This window comes from Pseudoalteromonas sp. B160, from assembly GCF_037162485.1.
In the GTDB taxonomy this organism is placed as follows: domain Bacteria; phylum Pseudomonadota; class Gammaproteobacteria; order Enterobacterales; family Alteromonadaceae; genus Pseudoalteromonas; species Pseudoalteromonas rhizosphaerae.
Genome location: NZ_JARLUX010000001.1, coordinates 1,498,194 through 1,517,643, shown reverse-complemented (window position 1 = coordinate 1,517,643; position 19,450 = coordinate 1,498,194). Strand labels below are relative to the sequence as shown.

Below are 19,450 nucleotides of genomic sequence, written 5' to 3'. Positions count from 1 at the left end.
TATGAGAACTGCGGTATTTTTGTTAGATTTAACGTAATTACCTAAATTATTTAGATAACAATGGAGTATAGCTATGGCCTGGAATGAACCGGGTAATAATGGCAATGACAAAGATCCGTGGAACAAAAAAGGCGGACGTGATCAAGGCCCACCTGACTTAGACGAGGTGTTTCGTAAATTCAGCAGCAAGTTTGGTGGCTTATTTGGCGGTAAAAAATCCGGCAATGGCGGCGGCGGACTTGGTGGAGCTGGTCTTTCATTTGTACTGATCATTGCTGCAATTGTATGGGCATTGAGCGGTATTTATACCGTGAAAGAAGCAGAGCGCGGCATCGTTTTACATTTTGGTCAATTTGACCGCATTGCAGATCCAGGTCTGCGTTGGAAAATGACGTTTATTGAAACGGTAATTCCGGTTGATATTGAAGCCGTTCGCTCATTATCGACGTCTGGTTTTATGCTCACTGAAGATGAAAACGTGGTAAGCGTTGAGTTTCAGGTGCAATACCGTGTTATTGATCCTTTCCTATACAAATTTAGTGTAACTAATGCTGATTCTAGCTTAGAAGAAGCGCTAGAGAGTGCACTGCGTTATGTTGTTGGTCATTCAAAAATGGACCAAGTATTAACGAATGGCCGTGAGGTTGTGCGTCAAAATACGTGGGATGAACTGAATAAAATCGTCGAACCGTATAACTTAGGTTTGATCGTAACTGACGTTAACTTTAAAGACTCACGCCCACCGGCTGAAGTTAAAGACGCGTTTGATGATGCCATTGCCGCACAAGAAGATGAACAACGTTTTATTCGTGAAGCTGAAGCATACGCGCGTGAAATTGAACCACGTGCTCGTGGTCAAGTTACTCGTATGACGCAAGAAGCTGAAGGTTACGGCGAGCGCATTATTTTAGAAGCACAAGGTGAAGTCGCGCGTTTTGAAAAGCTATTACCTGAATATCAGGCTGCTAAGCGTGTAACCCGTGAGCGTTTATATATTGATGCCATGGAAGAAGTGCTAGGTAACAGTTCAAAAGTGTTAGTTGATGTTAAGGGCGGCAATAATATGATGTATTTACCGCTTGATAAAATCATGGATAAGCAAGGGAACGCAACCCGTGTTGCATTACCTAGCTCAAGTGATATTAACGACTTACGCAATAAAGTTAATACATCGCGCAATAGCACTGTGAACTCAAGTTCAGACCGCTTTGGTGCTGATCGCTTTAACGACGGGAGATAAGCGCAATGAAAAACTTTAGTTTAGTTATATTACTAGCGGCCGTTGTGTTGTCTTTTTCGTCAGTGTTCGTAGTACCTGAAGGGCAAAAAGCAATTGTTATGCTATTCAGCAAAGTGCAAAAAGACAGTGATGATAAAGCAATTGTTTATGGTCCTGGCTTACAATTCAAAGTACCTTTCTTTAGTCAAGTACGCCGTATTGATGCGCGTATTCAGACATTAGATGGTGCACCGGATCGTTTTGTTACTAGCGAGAAAAAAGACTTAATAGTTGATTCGTTTGTAAAATGGCGTGTTAGTGATTTTAGTGCTTTTTACTTACGTGCCCGTGGTGATAAGCAATACGCTGAAGCACTACTTAAGCAAAAAGTAAATAATGGTCTACGTACTAACTTTGGTTCACGTACTATCCGTGAGATTGTTTCCGGTGAACGTAGCGAGTTAATGGAAGAAGCATTAGTTCAAGCTTCTGAAAGTGCTCAAGAGCTAGGTATTGAAGTACTTGATGTACGTGTTAAGCAAATCAATTTACCGTCAGAAGTGAGTAATTCGATTTACCAACGTATGCGTGCAGAGCGTACTGCTGTTGCTAAAGAGCATCGCTCTGAAGGTCAAGAAAAAGCCGAAACGATTCGTGCTGACATTGACCGTCGTGTCACAGTAATGCTGGCTGATGCTGAGCGTAATGCCCGTACCGTTCGCGGTGAAGGCGATGCAAAAGCTGCGGCTATTTATGCCAATGCGTACAATAAAGATGCTGAATTCTTTGGTTTTGTACGTTCATTAGAGGCCTATAAAAAGACCTTTAAAGATAAGCAAGACGTAATGGTATTATCACCAGACAGTGACTTCTTTAGATATATGAAAGGTGCTGCAGCGCAGTAATCTTTTTCTAAATCTAGCACAAATCCAAACCCTGTGTATGCAGGGTTTTTCTTTTAGTAAGATGAATTTTTATGAGTAACTTAATGTTATTCAACCAGTTAATTTTTATTGCAAAGGTCGTTGTACGACTGCGCAGAAAAAATAACCTAAACGGGGGTGATCTTTCCCCTCATTATCTGGTAAAATCTCGTCCTAATTTTTTCTAAGTGAATTTACAATGGGTAAAAACGTTGTTGTATTAGGCACCCAATGGGGTGACGAAGGTAAGGGTAAGGTAGTTGACCTCCTTACAGACAAAGCATCTTTAGTAGTTCGTTACCAAGGTGGCCATAACGCTGGTCATACACTGGTAATCGAAGGTGAAAAGACAGTTTTACACCTTATTCCATCGGGTGTATTACGTGACAATGTTAAGTGTGTGATTGGTAATGGTGTTGTTGTTTCACCAGAAGCGCTAATGAAAGAGATTGGCATGCTTGAAGAACGTGGCGTACCAGTACGTGAACGTTTATTGATCAGTGAAGCATGTCCGCTTATTTTGCCTTTCCACATCGCATTAGATGTAGCTCGTGAAAAAGCACGTGGTAATAAAGCGATTGGTACAACAGGTCGCGGCATAGGTCCTGCTTATGAAGATAAAGTAGCCCGTCGTGGTTTGCGTATCGGTGACTTATTCAACCCTGAATTATTCGCTGCGAAGCTTAAAGAAGTATTGGAATACCATAACTTCACTTTAGTAAATTATTACAAAGTAGATGCGGTAGATTTCCAACAGACGTTTGATGATGCAATGGCTGTTGCAGATATCCTTAAAGCAATGGTTGTTGACGTAACTGAGTTACTTGATCAAACGCGTCTAGCGGGCGACAACATCTTGTTTGAAGGCGCGCAAGGTACATTACTTGATATCGATCACGGTACTTACCCATATGTAACGTCTTCAAATACTACTGCTGGTGGCGTTGCTACAGGTGCTGGTTTTGGTCCGTTAAATCTTGATTATGTACTAGGTATTATCAAAGCTTACACCACGCGTGTTGGTTCTGGTCCTTTCCCTACCGAGCTTTACGACGGTTTAGAAAAACAAGACCCAGTTGGTAAGCACTTAGGTACCGTAGGTCATGAGTTTGGTGCAACGACTGGTCGCTTACGTCGTACTGGTTGGTTAGATGCTGTGGCTATGCGCCGTGCAGTACAAATTAACTCTATCTCAGGTTTTTGTTTAACTAAACTAGACGTGTTAGATGGTCTAGAAACACTAAAAATCTGTACTGGTTATCAGTTAGAAGATGGCACTATCACTAATGTGACGCCACTTGCTGCTGAAGGTTATGATAAAGTAACGCCAGTTTATGAAGAGATGCCTGGTTGGACTGAAAATACAGTGGGTGCTACTACTGTTGAGCAGCTACCAAAAGCGGCACTTGATTACATCAAACGCATTGAAGAAATCACCGGTGTACCTGTTGATATTATTTCTACAGGTCCTGACCGTGTAGAAACTATGGTATTACGCAGTCCGTTTGCATAATTACTAATAGTACTAAAAAAGCTGCCTTGTGCAGCTTTTTTTGTGTCTGGGGATAGTGTTTATAATAAATAAGCTATTTATAAATTTCATTATGGAACGATCTTTGTATAAACTTTAGCAAGATGGTTTTTAATTTAAAGTGACCTAAATGCGTTTGTTAACTTGTTTATCATTAGTGCCGTTATCGTTTTTGCTGGCAAGCCACGCCAAGTCTGAAGAGACCATAGCTGCCGTGCCACTATATACAGAAACTGAGCTGCTTGCTTTGATCAATAGTAATACACATCTTGCACGAGTAAAAGCAGATGACTGCCAGTTAGTACAAGATATCGAAGCACGAGCCAATAAAATGGCACTGCCTTCTTATCAATTTTTATATGGCGATATGCTGGCGTATGCGGTGTGTGTTGATCGTAATGTAGAGCTTGGTGTGTATTATATGCGTCAAGCAGCGCAGCAAGGCTTAGCGGCGGCATTAGAGCAACTCGGGCGATACTATGACACGGGTCGATTGGTGCAAAAGGATAAAGCGCTTGCTGTGACTTACCTACGTGAAGCTTCATCACAAGGTAATTTAAAAGCACAATTGCGGTTAGTTAATTTATTTAATCAAGGCTATGGCAGTCCACGTGATTACGAAGACGCATATCGTTGGTTATTTCATAGTATGGTTGCAGATAAAGCAACCCATAAAAAGATTGAACGCTCGCTAGCCCAATTGGCGCAAAAAATGCCCGATAGTGTTGTCGCGCGAGCACGCTTGCCGATGTAGGTATGAGCTGATCAGTTAGCAAGTTGAAAGTAAAAGGGCTAGGTGTGATACCTAGCCCTTTTCGTTTTACTCTTTTATTTCTTTCGGTTCTTTGTTTTTGCCATTATTAGGATCTTTCAATACCGACATTTTTGGTGGCAGCATCGCGACGACACGTTCACCTTCTTGCGGCGGTTTTTCCATATTAATAGTAAACGGACGCAGTTTGATAGGGCTATCATCATCACTGTCTTTGTCACCATTGAGGATGAATAACGGAATTGCATCGCTGTTCATCTCTTGGTATTTGCCCCAGTTAAACTCTTCAGAAATTCGCGTTACACTGACCTTGCCGCCTTTGGCAATTAAGCTACTTAAACGTGCATAAGAGCCGCTGTCACCAAACAAAATTTGCCGAGATAGAAACGTCGCGCTGTCTTTGTTTGCTTTGGCGTGAGAGGTAGAAGAACGCAATGAAAAGACGTTCTTTTCATTCAATAAATGTGAAAAATACTGCACGCCTAGCGCGTTATGATGGCGGTTTGGCGAAAGCGCCATTACGCTGCGTAGAGTTGTCAGGGGTAAGTAACGTTCAGCATGTTCTGATTGCGGGTTACCATAATAACAAGGCAGCCCATCCATACGTGCCATGCGGCAGTTTTCCCAAGCTGGATCTGATAAGTGTACTTGAATATTTTGCTCTTTTAGCCCACAAGCAATGGCACGAGCGACATGGTTTGCACCAATGATCAAAATAGTATTAGGTGAAGGCTGACGAACACCTAATAGCTTCGCAATCGGAATCGCAGTTAAGCTTTGCAGAACTACTGTGATAATGATAACGGTAAAAATCAGTGGCACCATTTTCTCGGCGTCAGCAACACCAGCTTCCATCATACTAATAGCAAAAACAGAGCCTACCGCTGCTGCGACAATACCGCGCGGAGCAATCCACGCGAGTACTAAGCGAGATTTAATTGGTAGCTCAGTGCCGAAAGTGGAGATCGCAATACACAATGGGCGAGCGATAAATAATACGATAGCCAAAAAGATAAACACATCGGCATCAAGCATCATTAAATCAGCTAATTCTAAACGCGCAGCAAGCAAAATGAATAAGGTTGAAATTAAGATCATAGACAGATCTTCTTTAAACTCTAAAACAGAATCAATTTCTAAATCGTCTTGGTTCGCTAACCAAATACCAAATACAGTAACCGCTAATAGACCTGACTCATGGCTCAAATGATTTGAGACTGTAAAGCTAATAAGTACCAGAGCTAAGATGCCGAATTTATGTAATTCAAATGGTAGCCATTCGCGGCGGATCAGTAACGTTGTAAGCCAACCTGCGACCACACCAATAGATAAACCGACTCCTAAGGTTTTAAACAAGGCGATTACGGTATGGATAAACACTTCACCTTGACCAACTAGCATTACCGCTTCAAATACTAAAACCGCAAATAAAGCACCAATTGGGTCAATAACAATGCCCTCCCAGCGTAGTATGCGATCAATGTCTTGGGTTGGCCGCATTGAGTTTAATAGCGGTGCAATAACTGTTGGGCCAGTAACAACCAATACCGCACCGAGCACCGCTGCTACACGCCAGTTGAGTTCTAAAATCCAATAGGCACTGAGGCTTATCACTATACAAGTCGTAATCATGCCAATAGAGCACAAGTTACGGACTACCTTGCCAATACCTTTGAGCTCTCGAAAGTGTAGAGTTAAAGAACCTTCAAATAAGATCACCGCAACACTGAGCGAGACCACAGGGAAGAGTAAATCACCAAGCAGTGCATCTGGATCAAGTAAACCCGTAGCAGGGCCAAGTAACAGGCCGGTAAGTAACAAAAATAAAATAGCTGGGACACGAAAACCCCATGCTATCCATTGGGCGAGAACCGAACATAGAGCGATCCCTGCGATATAAATAGCTGACATAGATGAAGTATTCCTTATTTATTACAACAGTTAGGAGTAAACCTTTCGATACTTATAATACAGGGGTATACACGTGTATGTTAATTTTTCCTAATAGAATTTTAGCTGTTTACGAACTTATTTGTAGAAGAAATGATAATTTATTGGTTTTGAAATATTTGAAACAAATTAAACTCTGTTTAACTAACTGAATCTTATAGACTTTAAAATTTATTAGCTGTAATAGTAAGCCGAGTGAATAAAATATAGTCTTGATCTTTAGGCTAAAAGTAGCGTAATATAGTTAGTGTTCAAACAATTAGTCATCTAATTAGTTACTTGTTAGGTATAAGCGAATACATATAGTTATTTTTAAGTTGCTTTAAATTACAACAACTTAGATTGAGGTCACTATATTTATATGCTTAAAAATCAATTTGTTAATTGTTTTGAATGCAGTTTGTACAATTTTACTCATTTTTAGTAATTAGTTAATTTGAACATAAATTACATTTTATTGTGATTCATATTGTTTGAGTTGAACTGTTACTTACTCAATATTTGACACCCATCGTGGTGAGCAAATCTCGGTCCTTGAGTCATCACCCTATCTGTTGGTGTACCAGACTTTAGAGGCTCTATGTATGTTGTTAATAAAAAAGCTTCACACAGCTTTTTACAGCGATGCATAAACAACACTTTTTATTTACTTTATAACTGTTCAGTCTTAATGATTGAGCCAAAGTTATGCTATATCTAACGCACTTTGTTAATTAACTAAGTGAGCGTTTCCGGCTGAGTATTAAAAAGTGATGGTTAAAGAAAGTGAGCAAAAGCAAGTGCAAATTGTTAACTCGTAACCTAGGTAAACACTAGGTGGTTGTTTTCAGATTTATCCAAACTAGGGTAAGTCACAGTTAAAATGGAAAGTTGAACATTTATGCAAAAGTTAAATTGGCGACGTATCGTATTAAAAGTAGGTAGCGCATTGATTGCACCTGATCAAGATGGTTGTCGCTCACGCTATTTATTAACCATCGCTCAGTTTATTGTTCGTTGTCGTAGTCAAGGAATTGAAGTTATTTTAGTTTCGTCAGGCTCAGTTGCCGCTGGCGCGCATTTATTTCCGAAGACACAAGAGCGCACTGTGGCAATGAAAAAAGCCATGGCAGCAGCAGGGCAAACCGAAATGATGGCTATGTGGGACCGCTTTTTTGATTTCCCATCGGCGCAGATTTTATTAACTCATGGTGACTTACGTGACCGTGAGCGTTATGAGAGTATTAGAGAAACTGTTTTCACTTTGTTGGATCATGGTGTGCTGCCAATCATGAATGAAAATGATACGGTGACAACTGATGATTTAAAAGTCGGTGATAATGATAACTTATCGGCAATGGTCGCTGCTGCAGCAGATGCTGATGCATTGATGATTTTTTCAGATGTGGATGGGCTTTATGATAAAAACCCTAATCTGCACGATGATGCAATATTACTGCCTGAAATTAAATCAATTGATGAATCAATCTATGCTATGGCAGGATCTGCTACCAGTGCGGTTGGTACAGGTGGTATGAAAACTAAAATTGAAGCAGCTGAAAAAGCGACTTCACATGGTATTACTACTTATATAATTAATGGTTTTAAAGAGCAGACATTTACAAAACTGCTGGAAGGTGAGAACCCAGGTACTATTTTCTTACCATACGAAAAACCGATGCAAGAAGCTGTTCACTGGATGACTCATACTGCAAGTGAGCAAGGTGAAGTCGTTGTCGCAGGTTCATACGATGAATCTTTAGAAGGTGAAACTGGCTGTATCCGTGGCGATGAAATTGTCGCAGTGCATGGTGAGTTTGCAATAGGCGATACCATTTTGGTACGTAGCAGCGACGGCACTCGATTAGCCAAAGCAACTGCAAATTACAGTAGTTGTTTATTGAATTTTATAGCTGATAACGAACAAAGCGAATTTAGCGACAAGATGCAAGATTCGATTGGTCCCGTTATTTCAGAGAAAGATATCGCATTATTGGAGAAGTCATGAGTTTAATTACAGATATTTCACGTCAGGCAGCAAAAGCGGCACATCAGTTAGCCTTACTCGATACCGAGACTAAAAATCAGGTGCTACTGGATATGGCTGCAGCATTACGCCAACAAAAAGCATTTATTATTAAAGAAAACGAAAGTGATTTAGCCGCAGCCCGTGATAACAATCTAGCAGCCGCTATGATTGACCGTTTAACGCTTAATGACGAACGTATTGAAGCGATGGCTGAAGGCATTGAAGTGATAGTAAGCCTTGATGATCCGGTGGGTCAATTACGCGATATTACTGAACGTCCTAACGGGATTAAAATTCGTAAAATGCGCGTACCACTTGGTGTGGTATGTATGATTTATGAAGCGCGTCCAAATGTAACCGCTGATGCTGGAGCGTTATGCTTCAAATCAGGTAATGGGGTTATTTTACGTGGTGGTAAAGAGGCGCTTAAAAGCTCGCAAGCAATTGCTAGTGTTATGCATCAAGTATTAGAGCAGCATAATTTACCGGCAGCGTTAATCTCCGTTATTCCAGATCCAGACCGCGGATTATTAATGGAATTGATGCAGCAACGTGACAGCATTGACTTAATTATTCCACGCGGCGGCGAAGGGCTAATTAACTTTGTAACAGATAACAGTACAATTCCTGTGATCCAGCATTTTAAAGGTGTATGTCATTTATACGTAGATAAAGACGCTGACTTAGAAGTGGCGATTAACTTGCTACTGAACGGTAAAACTCAGCGTACTGGCGTATGTAATGCATTAGAAGGACTTGTCGTTCATCAGGATGTTGCAGATGAGTTTTTAAATTTATGTGCTGTTGTATTACGCCAAGAAGGTGTAAAAATAAATGCAGATAGCCAAGCCGCACAATATTTTGATGATGCAACAGTGCTTGCGCCAGAGGAATTTGGCGAAGAATATTTAGATTTAGAAATCGCGATTCGTGTAGTACCAGATTTTGCTGGTGCAATTGAGCATATTGCGCAATTTGGTTCAAACCATACGGAAGTTATTTGCACTAAAAACCAAGCCGCGGCTGAATTGTTCCAGCGCAGTGTTGATGCCTCAGTAGTGATGGTTAATACCTCATCACGCTTCTCTGATGGTTCACAGTTAGGTTTAGGTGCAGAGATTGGTATCGCAACGTCAAAACTACACGCTTACGGTCCAATGGGCTTAGAATCATTAACGACGGAGAAATACCTCGTCAATGGTGTAGGTCAAATTCGCGAATAATTGGTAGTCGAATAACCAAATTAAAATGCCGAGTTTATGCTCGGCATTTTTGATCGTAAATACCATGCAGCGCACAACTGATAGCTAAAAAATAACTAACATAAAATAAACAGTTTTTTGATTAAAATGACAAAGATTTAAAAATTGAATTTGGCATGAGAGCCATAGTGATAAAAATTGAAGAGTAGGAAAGTGGTGGAGCTAAGCAGGATCGAACTGCTGACCTCCTGCGTGCAAGGCAGGCGCTCTCCCAGCTGAGCTATAGCCCCACATTCCTAAAGTTACGAATTTCGTAACCTACTTGGAGGTTCCGTTTCAAGCGGGACGAACTTTAATGAGATTTCTAAATTTGGTCAAGTATTATTTATATATTTTTTGAATTTTTACGCAAACAATGAATTTTTGGTAGACTAACGGTCACTGGATAACAGGAATGATACTAATAATGAAAAAATACGCGTTGATGTTACTCGTTTTACTCTGTGGTTGTGCTAGCCAAAGTGATGAGCCGCCTTTTGAAATTAATAATAAACAGTTACACACTAAATTAGATGAGCAAGGTAATAAGATTTTTGCTTATGTGGTATCGGTTAAAGCCAATAGTCGCGCAAATTTAAACTTAGATCGACCACTGACACGCCAGCAATTTAAAAACTTTGCAGAGCAAGAATATTTTGAAGAATCAAATAGCTTAAAATTAGAATTAGAAGATCAAGCCGTGCACTTATTAAAACAAGAGTTGCATGACAAAAAATATTGTCGCAACGATAAATATGAGATAAATGAAGTATTGTGGCGAGATTTAAGTGTACGCTTGATGGGGCGTTGTTTATAAATGTTAGCGGATAAAAGTAAATTAGCGGCGCTGTTAGCGCATTTAAATATCAATTATGACGTTATCGAACACCCTGCATTACATAGTAGTCTTGCTGCAGATGAATTAATGGTGGAACGGCCCGGAACGCGATTAAAAAACTTATTTTTGCGTGATAACGAAGGTAAAAAGCATTTTTTGGTGATCACCGCACATGACAAGCAGTTAGACTTAAAATCACTGGCTAAATATCAAGGCTTGTCACGCTTAGGGTTTGCCTCTGATGAGCGCTTAGCACGCTTTTTAAAAGTCGCACCTGGATGTGTATCTATGCTTGCTCTGATGAATGATAAGCAAAATGATGTCACTTTATGGCTTGACCAAGACATATGGTTTGGTGATCTATTTCATTGTCATCCATTTGAGAACACCCAAACATGGTTATTAAAAAAGCCGATTTAGACGCTTTTTTGCCACCACAGGGCATCAACCTAAAGTGGTTTTTTTACCCGCTAGATAAGCCGAACTTACTAAAATTAATCCGCATATACAGACTGATAATAACGAGGCCATAAATGCGATATGGCCAAGTTGTTGATATACCAAGCCAGGTACAAAAGAGCCTAAAGCCCCGCCACTATAATAAAACGACACATAAGCACCATTAGTGACACTCGGTGGTGCACTGCTTATTTTATTAACCAGCGGCGCTGCGGTTGAATGAATAATAAACATCGCGCCGCAAAAACCAGTGAATGCCAGTAAAAAAATCACTAATTGTGAGCTCATCAAAAATACTAGTGTAGTGCTGTAAAAAGCAAATATAGCAGACAATAAATGCCACGGTGAAATACTCTTTTTTAATAACCAAGGAGTCGCAATAGAGGCGAGGGCGCCAATCAAGTAACCGCTATAAACTAAGCCAATATCACGGGTATTAGTAATTAAAAAAGTGTCTTGTAAAATGAACGGTAAATAATTTAATAACGCAGCAAAGCAAAAAAACATACAAAACACCGCACCATATAATTTTAATACCGCAGCATTCGCGAGCTGTTTTAAATAATTTAATGGGGAAAGAGTGCTGTTAACAATGGCTGTTTGATTACGTGGAATACTCAATGCAAAGCTAATTAAACCTGCGGCAATAACAAAATAGAAGCTTTGCCAAGTCCATAAATCAGCAAAAATAGCCGCTAACACTCGGCCAAAGTAACCCCCAGCAATTGTACTACCAATATAGAAGGTCATATTCTTTTGCAAACTATCAGCTTGATAAGTGCTGCCTATGTAAGTGGTCATTGCTGTGAGTGCGGCAGGCAAGGTTAAACCTTGTAAAAATCGTAGTAACAGTAATAACTCAAAACTGGGAGCGTAGGCAAAAGCAACACAGGTAACAGCTAGTACTAGCATCGCGTAGCGAAGAATTGTTAAAGGGTTACGTTTAGCTAGTAATAAGCCGTATACCAAAGGAGCAATCGCCAAAGGGAGCATAGTTGCCGTCATCAAGCTACCTGCGGTTGCAGGACTAACTGAAAATTGCTCTGCAAATAAACTTAATAATGGCTGCGGTGCATAGAGCACGAAAAAGATAAACAGCGAGCAAACTAATAAATGACCGAAACGCATTTTATTGGCCCTACTACAAAAACCACAGCTTAACCTGATTGATATTAAATTCAACCTCAACGCGTTCTTTAAGTGGTTACTTTTATTCTAGAAATAAGTATTTATTGCGCTAAATCAGGTTTTCAATCACAACACTTTGCTAGATTAATGGTCACAGCACTATGATTTGTTTTAATTGGTGATTATACCCAAGCCACCTCAAGATGCAGAATTCAGCGTTTCACAGGGGCTTAATATCAAGGCGTTACTTTGCAAGAATGGCAGTCCCTTTTAAGAAGTAACAACGCTGAGAGTAAGTTCCTGTGAAACGCCCAACGGGTTGGTTTAAAAGCGATTTATACTGCGTTATTGATTTTAGCAATAGACCCACTATTACTTGCAATCAATGCCTTGCCTAAATCGCTTTTAATTCCAACTGAAACTCGCATCTTGAGGTGGTTTGGGTATAAAATAAAGCTAATATCAGTTTTTAATGGAACAAAGCTATGGGTTCATTACAAGACCAATTGCTACAAGCAGGATTAACCACATCACATAAAGCTAAAGTTGCTAAAAGTGAAAAGCGTAAGCAACAAAAAAGCCAAAAAAGGGGCGACCAGTAACCCTAGTGATCTGCAAAAGCATATTCAGCAAACAAAGTTAGAACAGCAGAAAAAAGCAGAAGAATTAAATCAAGCTCGCCAAGGTGAGTTAAAGCAACGTGAGCAAGTTGCCCGCGTAAAGCAGATATTAGAACATCATAATCAAGATTCGATTCGTGGTGAGCGGACTTTCAATTTTACTTACGAAAATAAAGTCAAAGAGCTCGACGTAAATGAACAAACGCAAAAAGCCTTGTCAGGTGGCCGACTGGCAATTTGTGTATTGGAAGGGCAGTTTTTTGTACTTGAAGATGAGCCAGCCCGTAAAGTGGCAGAAGTTGATGAAAAGTACATCGTGTTTCATGTAGAGCCTGAAGACAAAGGCAAAGATGCTGATGACCCATACGCTGATTTTGAAGTACCAGATGATTTAGTGTGGTAGCCTAAGAGATGACTTGAACAGCGTGTTTGGTGATCTACTTGGTGTATAAATTACGTACATATGTGATGTACAAAGATCCGTTATTATGGTCTACAATTAAGCTAATAATTTTTATAAACCGTCAAAAAGAAGAGAAAATACAATGAGCAAGATAACAAAATTACTCTTAGGTGCAAGCCTCTCTATGGTTGCTAGTATGTCATTTAACAGCATGGCTGCCGATGGTGCTGCGCTTTATACAGCAAAAATGTGCCAAACATGTCATGGCCCTGAAGGTAAGGCACCGATCATGGCAATGTATCCTAAACTAAATGGTCAGAATAAAGACTACTTAGTGGCGCAAATGAAAGACATTAAATCAGGTGCGCGCAACAATGGCATGACTGCAACGATGAAAGCGATGGTTGCGACTGTTACTGAAGAAGAAATGGTCGCTATTGCCGATTACTTAGCAAACGTAAAATAATTTTTGCTGAGTGTGAGTTATCACTGGGCTCACAGAAAACAGCCACACCAATTTGGTGTGGCTGTTTTGTTTTAAATATTGATCATCCACGCACACTACTTTAGACTTCTATCCATCTATATCGTGTTTTGCTTTTAACGCGTTTAAATAAGGCCCCATAATGTTTGATTTACCACAACTTGATTTAAAAAATAAAGTCTCTGCACAAGAATGGCAGTTACGAGTTGATTTAGCCGCCTGTTATCGGTTGGTTGAGCATTTTCGTTGGGGTGATTTGATTTACACACATTTATCGGCGCGTTTGCGGGGACTGACCATTATTTAGTGAATGCGTTTGGCCTCACATTTGATGAAGTAACAGCTTCTAACCTAGTCAAAGTGGACTTGGCCGGAAATATTTTAGATGACACGCCATTTGCAATCAACCCTGCAGGTTTTACGATTCACAGCGCGATTCACGAAGTGCGTGATGACGCTCATTGTGTTATTCACTTACATACTAAAGAAACGATTGCCGTTGCCACGCAGCAAAATGGTCTGCTGCCACTTAGTCAGTATTCAATGTTTTCACTGCCGTCATTGTCTTATCACGGCTATGAAGGCTTAGCAGTTAATAGCGATGAGAAAAAACGTTTACAAGATGATCTCGCTAATACTAATCATATGTTGTTAGTAAACCATGGTGGTTTAACTGTGGGGCCAACGGTGGGTGATGCATTTATGCGTTTTTATGATTTACAGCGTGCTTGTGAAATACAGCTGGCTTTACAAGCCAGTGGCCAAGCTGTTACACCAGTACCTCAAGCCATAATCGATAATATTTATAATCAAGCGAATGTAGTGCACAGCGGAAGTACCGGTGGGCAATTAGCTTGGCCTGCGATGTTACGTAAGGCCCATCGTCTTGATCCTAGTTTTGCAAAATAACCTAAGCCTTGGTTAATAAGGAATTGTCATGAAAGTTAATCGCGTTGAAGTTTTTGATATCCACTGTCCAGACAGACCTGCTTGGACTCCTGTATTTGTCCGTATTCATACTGACGAAGGTATTAGCGGGGTTGGCGAAGCTGGCCTTGCTTATGATTTAGGACACAGTGCTGCCGCTGCTATGATCAAAGAAATGGCTGATGCTTTCTTAATTGGTCATGACCCATTTCAAACCGAAAAGTTATGGTCGCGTATGTTGCGTGAAAGCTTTTGGGGTTTAGGTGGGGGCCCAGTAGTCTATGCAGCAATGAGCGCGATAGACACCGCTTTATGGGACATTAAGGGTAAAGCACTAGGTTTGCCTGTGTATCAGTTGCTAGGCGGTAAAGTTAACGACAAGCTGCGTACTTATGCTTCGCAATTACAGTTTGACTGGGACACTGAGTTTAAAGCTCTGGTATATCCACAAGAATACGCAGAAGCGGCGTTAAAAGCAGTGGCTGAAGGCTACGATGCCGTTAAAGTTGATCCGATCCAATATGATAAAGACGGCAATACCTATTACGACCGCACTAACATTATTTCACGTGCTGAAATGAAGCTATATCGCGCCCGTATGCAGGCAATTCGTGAAGCTGTTGGTGATGAAGTCGATATCATTTTTGAATGCCACAGTTTACCGGGTGTTACCTCTGCTATTCAAATCGGTGAAATCGCTAAAGAATTTGACTGTATGTTTTATGAAGAACCAGTTAACTACTTAAATCATTCGTTACATGCCAAAGTGGCAGATAAAGTATCAGTGCCAATTGCCGGTGGCGAGCGTTTATATAATCGTTGGGGTGTGCGCCCTTACTTAGAAGATCAAAGTATTAATGTATTACAGCCAGATATCGGTTTATGTGGTGGTTTTACTGAAACTAAAAAAGTGTGTGATTACGCTGATATTTTTGATGTGCGTATTCAGGCTCACGTCTGTGGCGGCCCCGTTGCAACCGCAGCATCATTACATTTAGAAACGGCTATTCCAAATTTCTTAATTCATGAGCATCACACTTATGCAATTAAAAAGTGGAACCGTGAGTTATGCTTGCAAGATCCACAGCCTAAAAATGGTTTCTTTGAAGTGTCTGAAGAGCCGGGTATTGGTATTGAACTTAACGACGAAATAGTGATGCGCTCTCAGCGTGTTGAGATCAAATAAAATCATAGGCTACGAGCTATGAATAGCGAGCTAATTCCTGCTCGCTATTCATTAAGTTTATCTACTTTGACCTTTGCAAATTTAAAACTATTTCTTACTAATTCAAAGCGTTAAAATTTTCCTAGCACCTAGCACCTAGCACCTAGCACCTAGCACCTAGATATCATTCACCTTACATTGTACATCCGGTAGCGGCTCGGTGGCTTTGCTATCGAGATGACGTACAAAGCATAGGTTGTTTTTTATCAGTAATTCAAAACGGTCTGGCATGTTTAGCTGTTTACCCATAATAGGGTTGCCAAGTTCGTCGGTTTTAGTGACGTTATCAACGACCATCAAGCTGCGCTTCATAAACACATCATTAGCTACTGCAATCTTCTCTGAGCGCATTAGGCGAGCAATTCCTTGAGCAATCAGTTCGCCTTGTGGCTCTGTTAGTAATGCATGCTGTAATTTTGGTGTTGGTTTTTCACTTTGTACAGAGCAGCCGCAGATCAAGACCGCGGCTAGTATTGATGATGAACATTCTTTTAGCATAACAATTCTGCCTTGAGTTTAATGCTAACGCTTAATGCGAAGGCAGTATTTTATTTTGCTCAGCAAGAGATCCAGCCCGTGTATCTAATACTGCTGGGGTGTCACCAAAGCGTGCAGGTGCAAAACCTTGCTTACTGGCTATTGAACTGGCTGCTGGACAACTACCATTATCACGATAACCCAGCGCTGCTTTAAGTATAGCTTCTTCAGGGTCGCCTAGCTGATGGCTAAAGTCATCAGCAACGGCGCAACCGGCTATGCGTACTGGTAGGCGGGCATTATCAGTGGTATTTTGCGGCGCAAAACCATCTGAATATTCACCAAAACCTTTATTGTTCTCGCCAGTAAATTGAATGCTAAAGTAAGTCGTATCGCAGTTATCGGTGGGATAAAAACCGTATGGTTTACCGCAGGTACCAGAGCCAATTTGAATTACCTCAATATCTGCACCGCGTAAGCCATTTATTATCGCTTCGCTGGCAGAGCAAGTGCTGGCGGTAGTTAACAAGTACACGCGTTCTAAATTTAAGGTTGGTAATGGCGTGCCAACAACTAGAGCAGGATTATCAGCAAAACCAACAAACTCATTGGTAAACATGACGGGTTTTAAGCGTTGTCCTGTTACTGGATTAAATGTTGGGTGTTGATCGTTAAAAATGGTTTTTTCGAAAATTTTACCGTTGGTGTTCGCGGGGCCTGCGATCATATAAGCAACTTGACTAGCCATTTGTAAAAAACCACCGCCATTGTAACGAATATCAATAATTAGGTCAGTGACATTACTTGCTTTGAGATTATTAAAGGCATCATAAAGCGATTTTTCAGCAATTGCATTGTGGCTATTAAATTGAAAGTAACCAACAGTGCCATCAGCTAAGGTCTTCACGTTTGTGACTGGCCTAGAAGTAATCGTTTGCGAGTTTAAAATAACTTCGCGGGTTTCATCGGTATTTATATCTTTGAATACAAAGCTGGTGCTTTTACCAACTTTAGTTGGATATAAACCTGCGTTGAGGGTATCTACTTCAGCTTGCGTATTGGCATTGATAAAATCAACACCATCGATTTCTAAAATCTCAAAGCCGCGGGCAAGATTTTGCGCACTTGCAGGTGAGTTAGGTTCTGTATAGCTGATCACACCTTGGCGTGGTGCTGTAGGGCTTATTAATTTAACGTTAAAACCATAGCCGAAGGTTACCCCTGATTGGCTTTGGGCTCTCCATTGTGCGGTCGGCAGACTGGAGTGAAAGTTATCTTTGTTTGCGCCTGACTCGGTAATTTGCTCGGTTTTTAGTAATTTAAAATATTCACTTACAGCAGGGGTCAGCGCTGGATCACGATCGATAATTTCGTCATACCAAAGATAGGTTTCGTTACTCCATGATCGCAGCCAGTGCTTTTCGTTTAATACTTGGCATTGTTGATAAAAGTTACTAGAGGGCTGAAATACACCTTGCGTCCAATTGATACTGCTACCAGTGTCGCCACCACCATTGCTGTTGTTGTCGGTCATTGTACTACCGCCACCACAGCCAGAAAGAAACGCTAGAAAAGAAACATTGAAAAACCCAATAGTGAGCTTTTGAATAGAAGAGATAGCCATGATGATGCTCTGTTTTTATACAATATAACTCAATATAGCGGTTTTTTATTAAACTTGGTAGCAGTGCTGAGCATTTTTGTAGCTGAGTTTTTGCCATAAATTATGAGTGTTACAAAGCTCAAAATGGTTTGACCAACGCTGTTGATAACTCGCGTTGATTTGACATACAGGGAAATTACTAGCAAACATAACGCGGTGCTGGCCAAAGTGCTGCAGGATAAAGTTAAAACACTGCTGTTGCTGAGCTTGCATCTGCGCAGTGAGTAGCTCAAAGCCTGAAAATTTAATCCAGCAGTTAGGTAGTTGCGCTAATTGGCTGATCCCATGCTGCCAAATTGACAGATTATTGGGTAAACCCGCATGGTTTATTATTAATTGTAAATGCGGAAGTTGTTGGCAGTAGTTGATTAGCTGTTGGGTAATTGTAAGCTTTTCAACTTCAAATTGAGCTTCAAATATCAGCTGCTTACTGGCTAATAGCGCTAAGTTATCATGGCATGTAGCATCGCTTAAGCGCATGGCATCAGCGCCTTCGGTGATATCTCTAATGCCCACTAAGCTTGGGTGTGATAAAGCGGTAATTGCATTATTAAAATCGTCGGGATGACTGTTAATATTGGCAAAGCTGATAGCTTTATAATTGTGGCCACTTAAGTGCTCAGCTAGCCAGTGCAGTTCATTGATGGGGTGCTGGTTATCAAAGCCTGCTTCAATGTGTACTAGGCCAGCAATTTCAAACTGACTTATATGCTGTAATTGGTTAACACTTATGGGCGCTTTAATCGTATCTAAATTTGGCCAAGGCACAGGATTGTTACCTTGTAGCCAATCATATTGCCCTTGGACTAAATTAAAAAAGTGTACGTGGGGGTCAATAATACGTTCACTCATTGCGCGGTGTAACCACCGTCAATGGTTTGCAAACTGCCGGTAATAAAGCTGGCATCATCACTGGCTAAAAACGTAACCAATGCTGCGACTTCATCAGCTTGGCCTAATCGTCCGAGTGGCTGTAATGCGCCTTCTTCGGCAACTATAGTGGCTTTGTCGGCGCCACTACGAGCACAATATGCGTCGATAGCATTATGAAAAAGCGGTGTTTCTATGGTGCCTGGGCACACTGCATTGGTGCGAATATTAAACTGGGCATAATCCAATGCGGTGGTTTTTGCCATTGAGGCTAACGCATGTTTGGTCAGGTTATACGCAAACGAGTTGTTTTTAGCTATGATGGCTTGATCTGAGGCAATTAAAATAATTGCCCCATTTTGTTGCGCTTTCATGCTTGGTAACACGCTTTGAATTGCCGCGTAGGCACCTTTTACATTAAGAGCAAACAAGCTATCGAAGGTTGCTTCGTCAGTGTCTTCAATTGTCGCGCTTAGATGACGGCCGGCATTCGATACCAACACATCTATACATTTGCCATTACTGGCAATTTTTGCAATAACCGTTTTTACTGCGCTAACATCACTCACATCGCAGTGGTGCCAAGTGCCTAAATTTGCAGGTTCTAGATCAAGGTTATGTACTTGGTAACCATTATTTAGAAAACGCTTTACAACAGCAAGACCTATACCTTTACTGCCGCCTGTAACGATAGCAACCTTTGACATGGAAT

15 protein-coding genes, 1 tRNA gene and 3 pseudogenes are annotated in these 19,450 nt (G+C 40.8%); 12 read left to right on the top strand and 7 right to left on the bottom strand.

The features are described from left to right. The first annotated feature begins 73 nt into the window (after nt 1–73). The 4 genes from hflK to P4S61_RS06970 all read left to right on the top strand — a co-directional run bounded on the left by hflK (nt 74) and on the right by P4S61_RS06970 (nt 4,427). Nucleotides 74–1,240 carry an FtsH protease activity modulator HflK gene (gene hflK / locus P4S61_RS06985; RefSeq protein WP_149980499.1) on the top strand — a complete coding sequence of 389 codons (1,167 nt, stop codon included), beginning with the start codon at nt 74–76 and terminating at the stop codon, nt 1,238–1,240. A gap of 5 nt (nt 1,241–1,245) precedes the next feature. Beyond that, entirely contained in the window at nt 1,246–2,124 is an 879-nt protein-coding gene (gene hflC, locus P4S61_RS06980) for a protease modulator HflC (RefSeq protein ID WP_145238107.1), read from the top strand. A 217-nt stretch (nt 2,125–2,341) separates the two neighbouring features. After that, nucleotides 2,342–3,655 carry an adenylosuccinate synthase gene (locus P4S61_RS06975; protein ID WP_145238109.1) on the top strand — a complete coding sequence of 438 codons (1,314 nt, stop codon included), beginning with the start codon at nt 2,342–2,344 and terminating at the stop codon, nt 3,653–3,655. 148 nt (nt 3,656–3,803) lie between these two features. Beyond that, on the top strand, nt 3,804–4,427 hold the full coding sequence (locus tag P4S61_RS06970; RefSeq protein WP_145238110.1) for a tetratricopeptide repeat protein: 624 nt from the start codon (nt 3,804–3,806) through the stop codon (nt 4,425–4,427). Between the two features lie 66 nt (nt 4,428–4,493). On the opposite strand, the gene P4S61_RS06965 is transcribed toward P4S61_RS06970, so the two are convergent. Next, nucleotides 4,494–6,356: a cation:proton antiporter gene (locus P4S61_RS06965; RefSeq protein WP_145238113.1), complete on the bottom strand. Its 1,863-nt coding sequence runs from the start codon at nt 6,354–6,356 to the stop codon at nt 4,494–4,496. Between the two features lie 919 nt (nt 6,357–7,275). Here P4S61_RS06965 and proB point away from each other — a divergent pair. Next, nucleotides 7,276–8,382 carry a glutamate 5-kinase gene (proB, locus tag P4S61_RS06960; RefSeq protein WP_145238116.1) on the top strand — a complete coding sequence of 369 codons (1,107 nt, stop codon included), beginning with the start codon at nt 7,276–7,278 and terminating at the stop codon, nt 8,380–8,382. Continuing rightward, entirely contained in the window at nt 8,379–9,626 is a 1,248-nt protein-coding gene (locus P4S61_RS06955) for a glutamate-5-semialdehyde dehydrogenase (protein WP_145238119.1), read from the top strand. The genes proB and P4S61_RS06955 overlap by 4 nt, the downstream gene beginning before the upstream one ends. A gap of 193 nt (nt 9,627–9,819) precedes the next feature. On the opposite strand, the gene P4S61_RS06950 is transcribed toward P4S61_RS06955, so the two are convergent. After that, nucleotides 9,820–9,895 (bottom strand) — tRNA-Ala (locus P4S61_RS06950). A gap of 176 nt (nt 9,896–10,071) precedes the next feature. Between P4S61_RS06950 and P4S61_RS06945 the strand changes: the two genes are divergently transcribed. Continuing rightward, complete coding sequence (locus P4S61_RS06945) at nt 10,072–10,461, top strand: hypothetical protein (protein WP_145238122.1); 390 nt, start codon at nt 10,072–10,074, stop codon at nt 10,459–10,461. After that, a pseudogene (locus P4S61_RS06940) lies at nt 10,462–10,960 on the top strand (prolyl-tRNA synthetase associated domain-containing protein). Here P4S61_RS06940 and P4S61_RS06935 read toward each other — a convergent pair. Beyond that, nucleotides 10,927–12,069, bottom strand: a complete 1,143-nt coding sequence (locus P4S61_RS06935; RefSeq protein WP_337118009.1) for an MFS transporter — start codon at nt 12,067–12,069, stop codon at nt 10,927–10,929. The pseudogene P4S61_RS06940 and the gene P4S61_RS06935 overlap by 34 nt on opposite strands. A 485-nt stretch (nt 12,070–12,554) precedes the next feature. Between P4S61_RS06935 and P4S61_RS06930 the strand changes: the two are divergent. From P4S61_RS06930 to P4S61_RS06915, 4 genes and pseudogenes are all read left to right on the top strand, one after another. Continuing rightward, nucleotides 12,555–13,092, top strand: a pseudogene (locus P4S61_RS06930) (DUF2058 domain-containing protein). 142 nt (nt 13,093–13,234) lie between these two features. Continuing rightward, nucleotides 13,235–13,558 (top strand): c-type cytochrome, encoded by a 324-nt coding sequence (locus P4S61_RS06925; protein ID WP_337118008.1) that lies wholly within the window; start codon nt 13,235–13,237, stop codon nt 13,556–13,558. A gap of 160 nt (nt 13,559–13,718) precedes the next feature. Further along, nucleotides 13,719–14,485: pseudogene (locus P4S61_RS06920) on the top strand (class II aldolase/adducin family protein). 28 nt (nt 14,486–14,513) lie between these two features. Further along, nucleotides 14,514–15,689 carry a mandelate racemase/muconate lactonizing enzyme family protein gene (locus P4S61_RS06915; protein WP_337118007.1) on the top strand — a complete coding sequence of 392 codons (1,176 nt, stop codon included), beginning with the start codon at nt 14,514–14,516 and terminating at the stop codon, nt 15,687–15,689. Between the two features lie 156 nt (nt 15,690–15,845). Here P4S61_RS06915 and P4S61_RS06910 read toward each other — a convergent pair whose 3' ends face one another. From P4S61_RS06910 to P4S61_RS06895, 4 genes are read right to left on the bottom strand one after another with little or no spacing between them, the layout of a single operon-like run. After that, nucleotides 15,846–16,226 carry a hypothetical protein gene (locus P4S61_RS06910; RefSeq protein ID WP_337118006.1) on the bottom strand — a complete coding sequence of 127 codons (381 nt, stop codon included), beginning with the start codon at nt 16,224–16,226 and terminating at the stop codon, nt 15,846–15,848. A gap of 31 nt (nt 16,227–16,257) precedes the next feature. After that, nucleotides 16,258–17,829 carry a S41 family peptidase gene (locus P4S61_RS06905; RefSeq protein ID WP_337118005.1) on the bottom strand — a complete coding sequence of 524 codons (1,572 nt, stop codon included), beginning with the start codon at nt 17,827–17,829 and terminating at the stop codon, nt 16,258–16,260. 48 nt (nt 17,830–17,877) lie between these two features. Then, entirely contained in the window at nt 17,878–18,720 is an 843-nt protein-coding gene (locus P4S61_RS06900) for an amidohydrolase family protein (protein WP_145238147.1), read from the bottom strand. Then, nucleotides 18,717–19,445, bottom strand: coding sequence for an SDR family NAD(P)-dependent oxidoreductase (locus tag P4S61_RS06895; RefSeq protein WP_145238150.1), 729 nt, complete (start codon nt 19,443–19,445; stop codon nt 18,717–18,719). The genes P4S61_RS06900 and P4S61_RS06895 overlap by 4 nt, the downstream gene beginning before the upstream one ends. Nucleotides 19,446–19,450 lie beyond the last annotated feature (5 nt).

Excerpts from the sequence above, each read along its gene's own strand:
- P4S61_RS06905 (WP_337118005.1), bottom strand. The coding sequence starts at position 17,829 with ATGGCTATCTCTTCTATTCAAAAGCTCACTATTGGGTTTTTCAATGTT.
- hflK (WP_149980499.1), top strand. The coding sequence starts at position 74 with ATGGCCTGGAATGAACCGGGTAATAATGGCAATGACAAAGATCCGTGG.
- P4S61_RS06915 (WP_337118007.1), top strand. The coding sequence starts at position 14,514 with ATGAAAGTTAATCGCGTTGAAGTTTTTGATATCCACTGTCCAGACAGA.
- P4S61_RS06955 (WP_145238119.1), top strand. The coding sequence starts at position 8,379 with ATGAGTTTAATTACAGATATTTCACGTCAGGCAGCAAAAGCGGCACAT.
- P4S61_RS06910 (WP_337118006.1), bottom strand. The coding sequence starts at position 16,226 with ATGCTAAAAGAATGTTCATCATCAATACTAGCCGCGGTCTTGATCTGC.
- P4S61_RS06935 (WP_337118009.1), bottom strand. The coding sequence starts at position 12,069 with ATGCGTTTCGGTCATTTATTAGTTTGCTCGCTGTTTATCTTTTTCGTG.
- P4S61_RS06965 (WP_145238113.1), bottom strand. The coding sequence starts at position 6,356 with ATGTCAGCTATTTATATCGCAGGGATCGCTCTATGTTCGGTTCTCGCC.
- P4S61_RS06895 (WP_145238150.1), bottom strand. The coding sequence starts at position 19,445 with ATGTCAAAGGTTGCTATCGTTACAGGCGGCAGTAAAGGTATAGGTCTT.
- P4S61_RS06970 (WP_145238110.1), top strand. The coding sequence starts at position 3,804 with ATGCGTTTGTTAACTTGTTTATCATTAGTGCCGTTATCGTTTTTGCTG.
- P4S61_RS06975 (WP_145238109.1), top strand. The coding sequence starts at position 2,342 with ATGGGTAAAAACGTTGTTGTATTAGGCACCCAATGGGGTGACGAAGGT.
- P4S61_RS06900 (WP_145238147.1), bottom strand. The coding sequence starts at position 18,720 with ATGAGTGAACGTATTATTGACCCCCACGTACACTTTTTTAATTTAGTC.
- proB (WP_145238116.1), top strand. The coding sequence starts at position 7,276 with ATGCAAAAGTTAAATTGGCGACGTATCGTATTAAAAGTAGGTAGCGCA.
- P4S61_RS06925 (WP_337118008.1), top strand. The coding sequence starts at position 13,235 with ATGAGCAAGATAACAAAATTACTCTTAGGTGCAAGCCTCTCTATGGTT.
- hflC (WP_145238107.1), top strand. The coding sequence starts at position 1,246 with ATGAAAAACTTTAGTTTAGTTATATTACTAGCGGCCGTTGTGTTGTCT.
- P4S61_RS06945 (WP_145238122.1), top strand. The coding sequence starts at position 10,072 with ATGAAAAAATACGCGTTGATGTTACTCGTTTTACTCTGTGGTTGTGCT.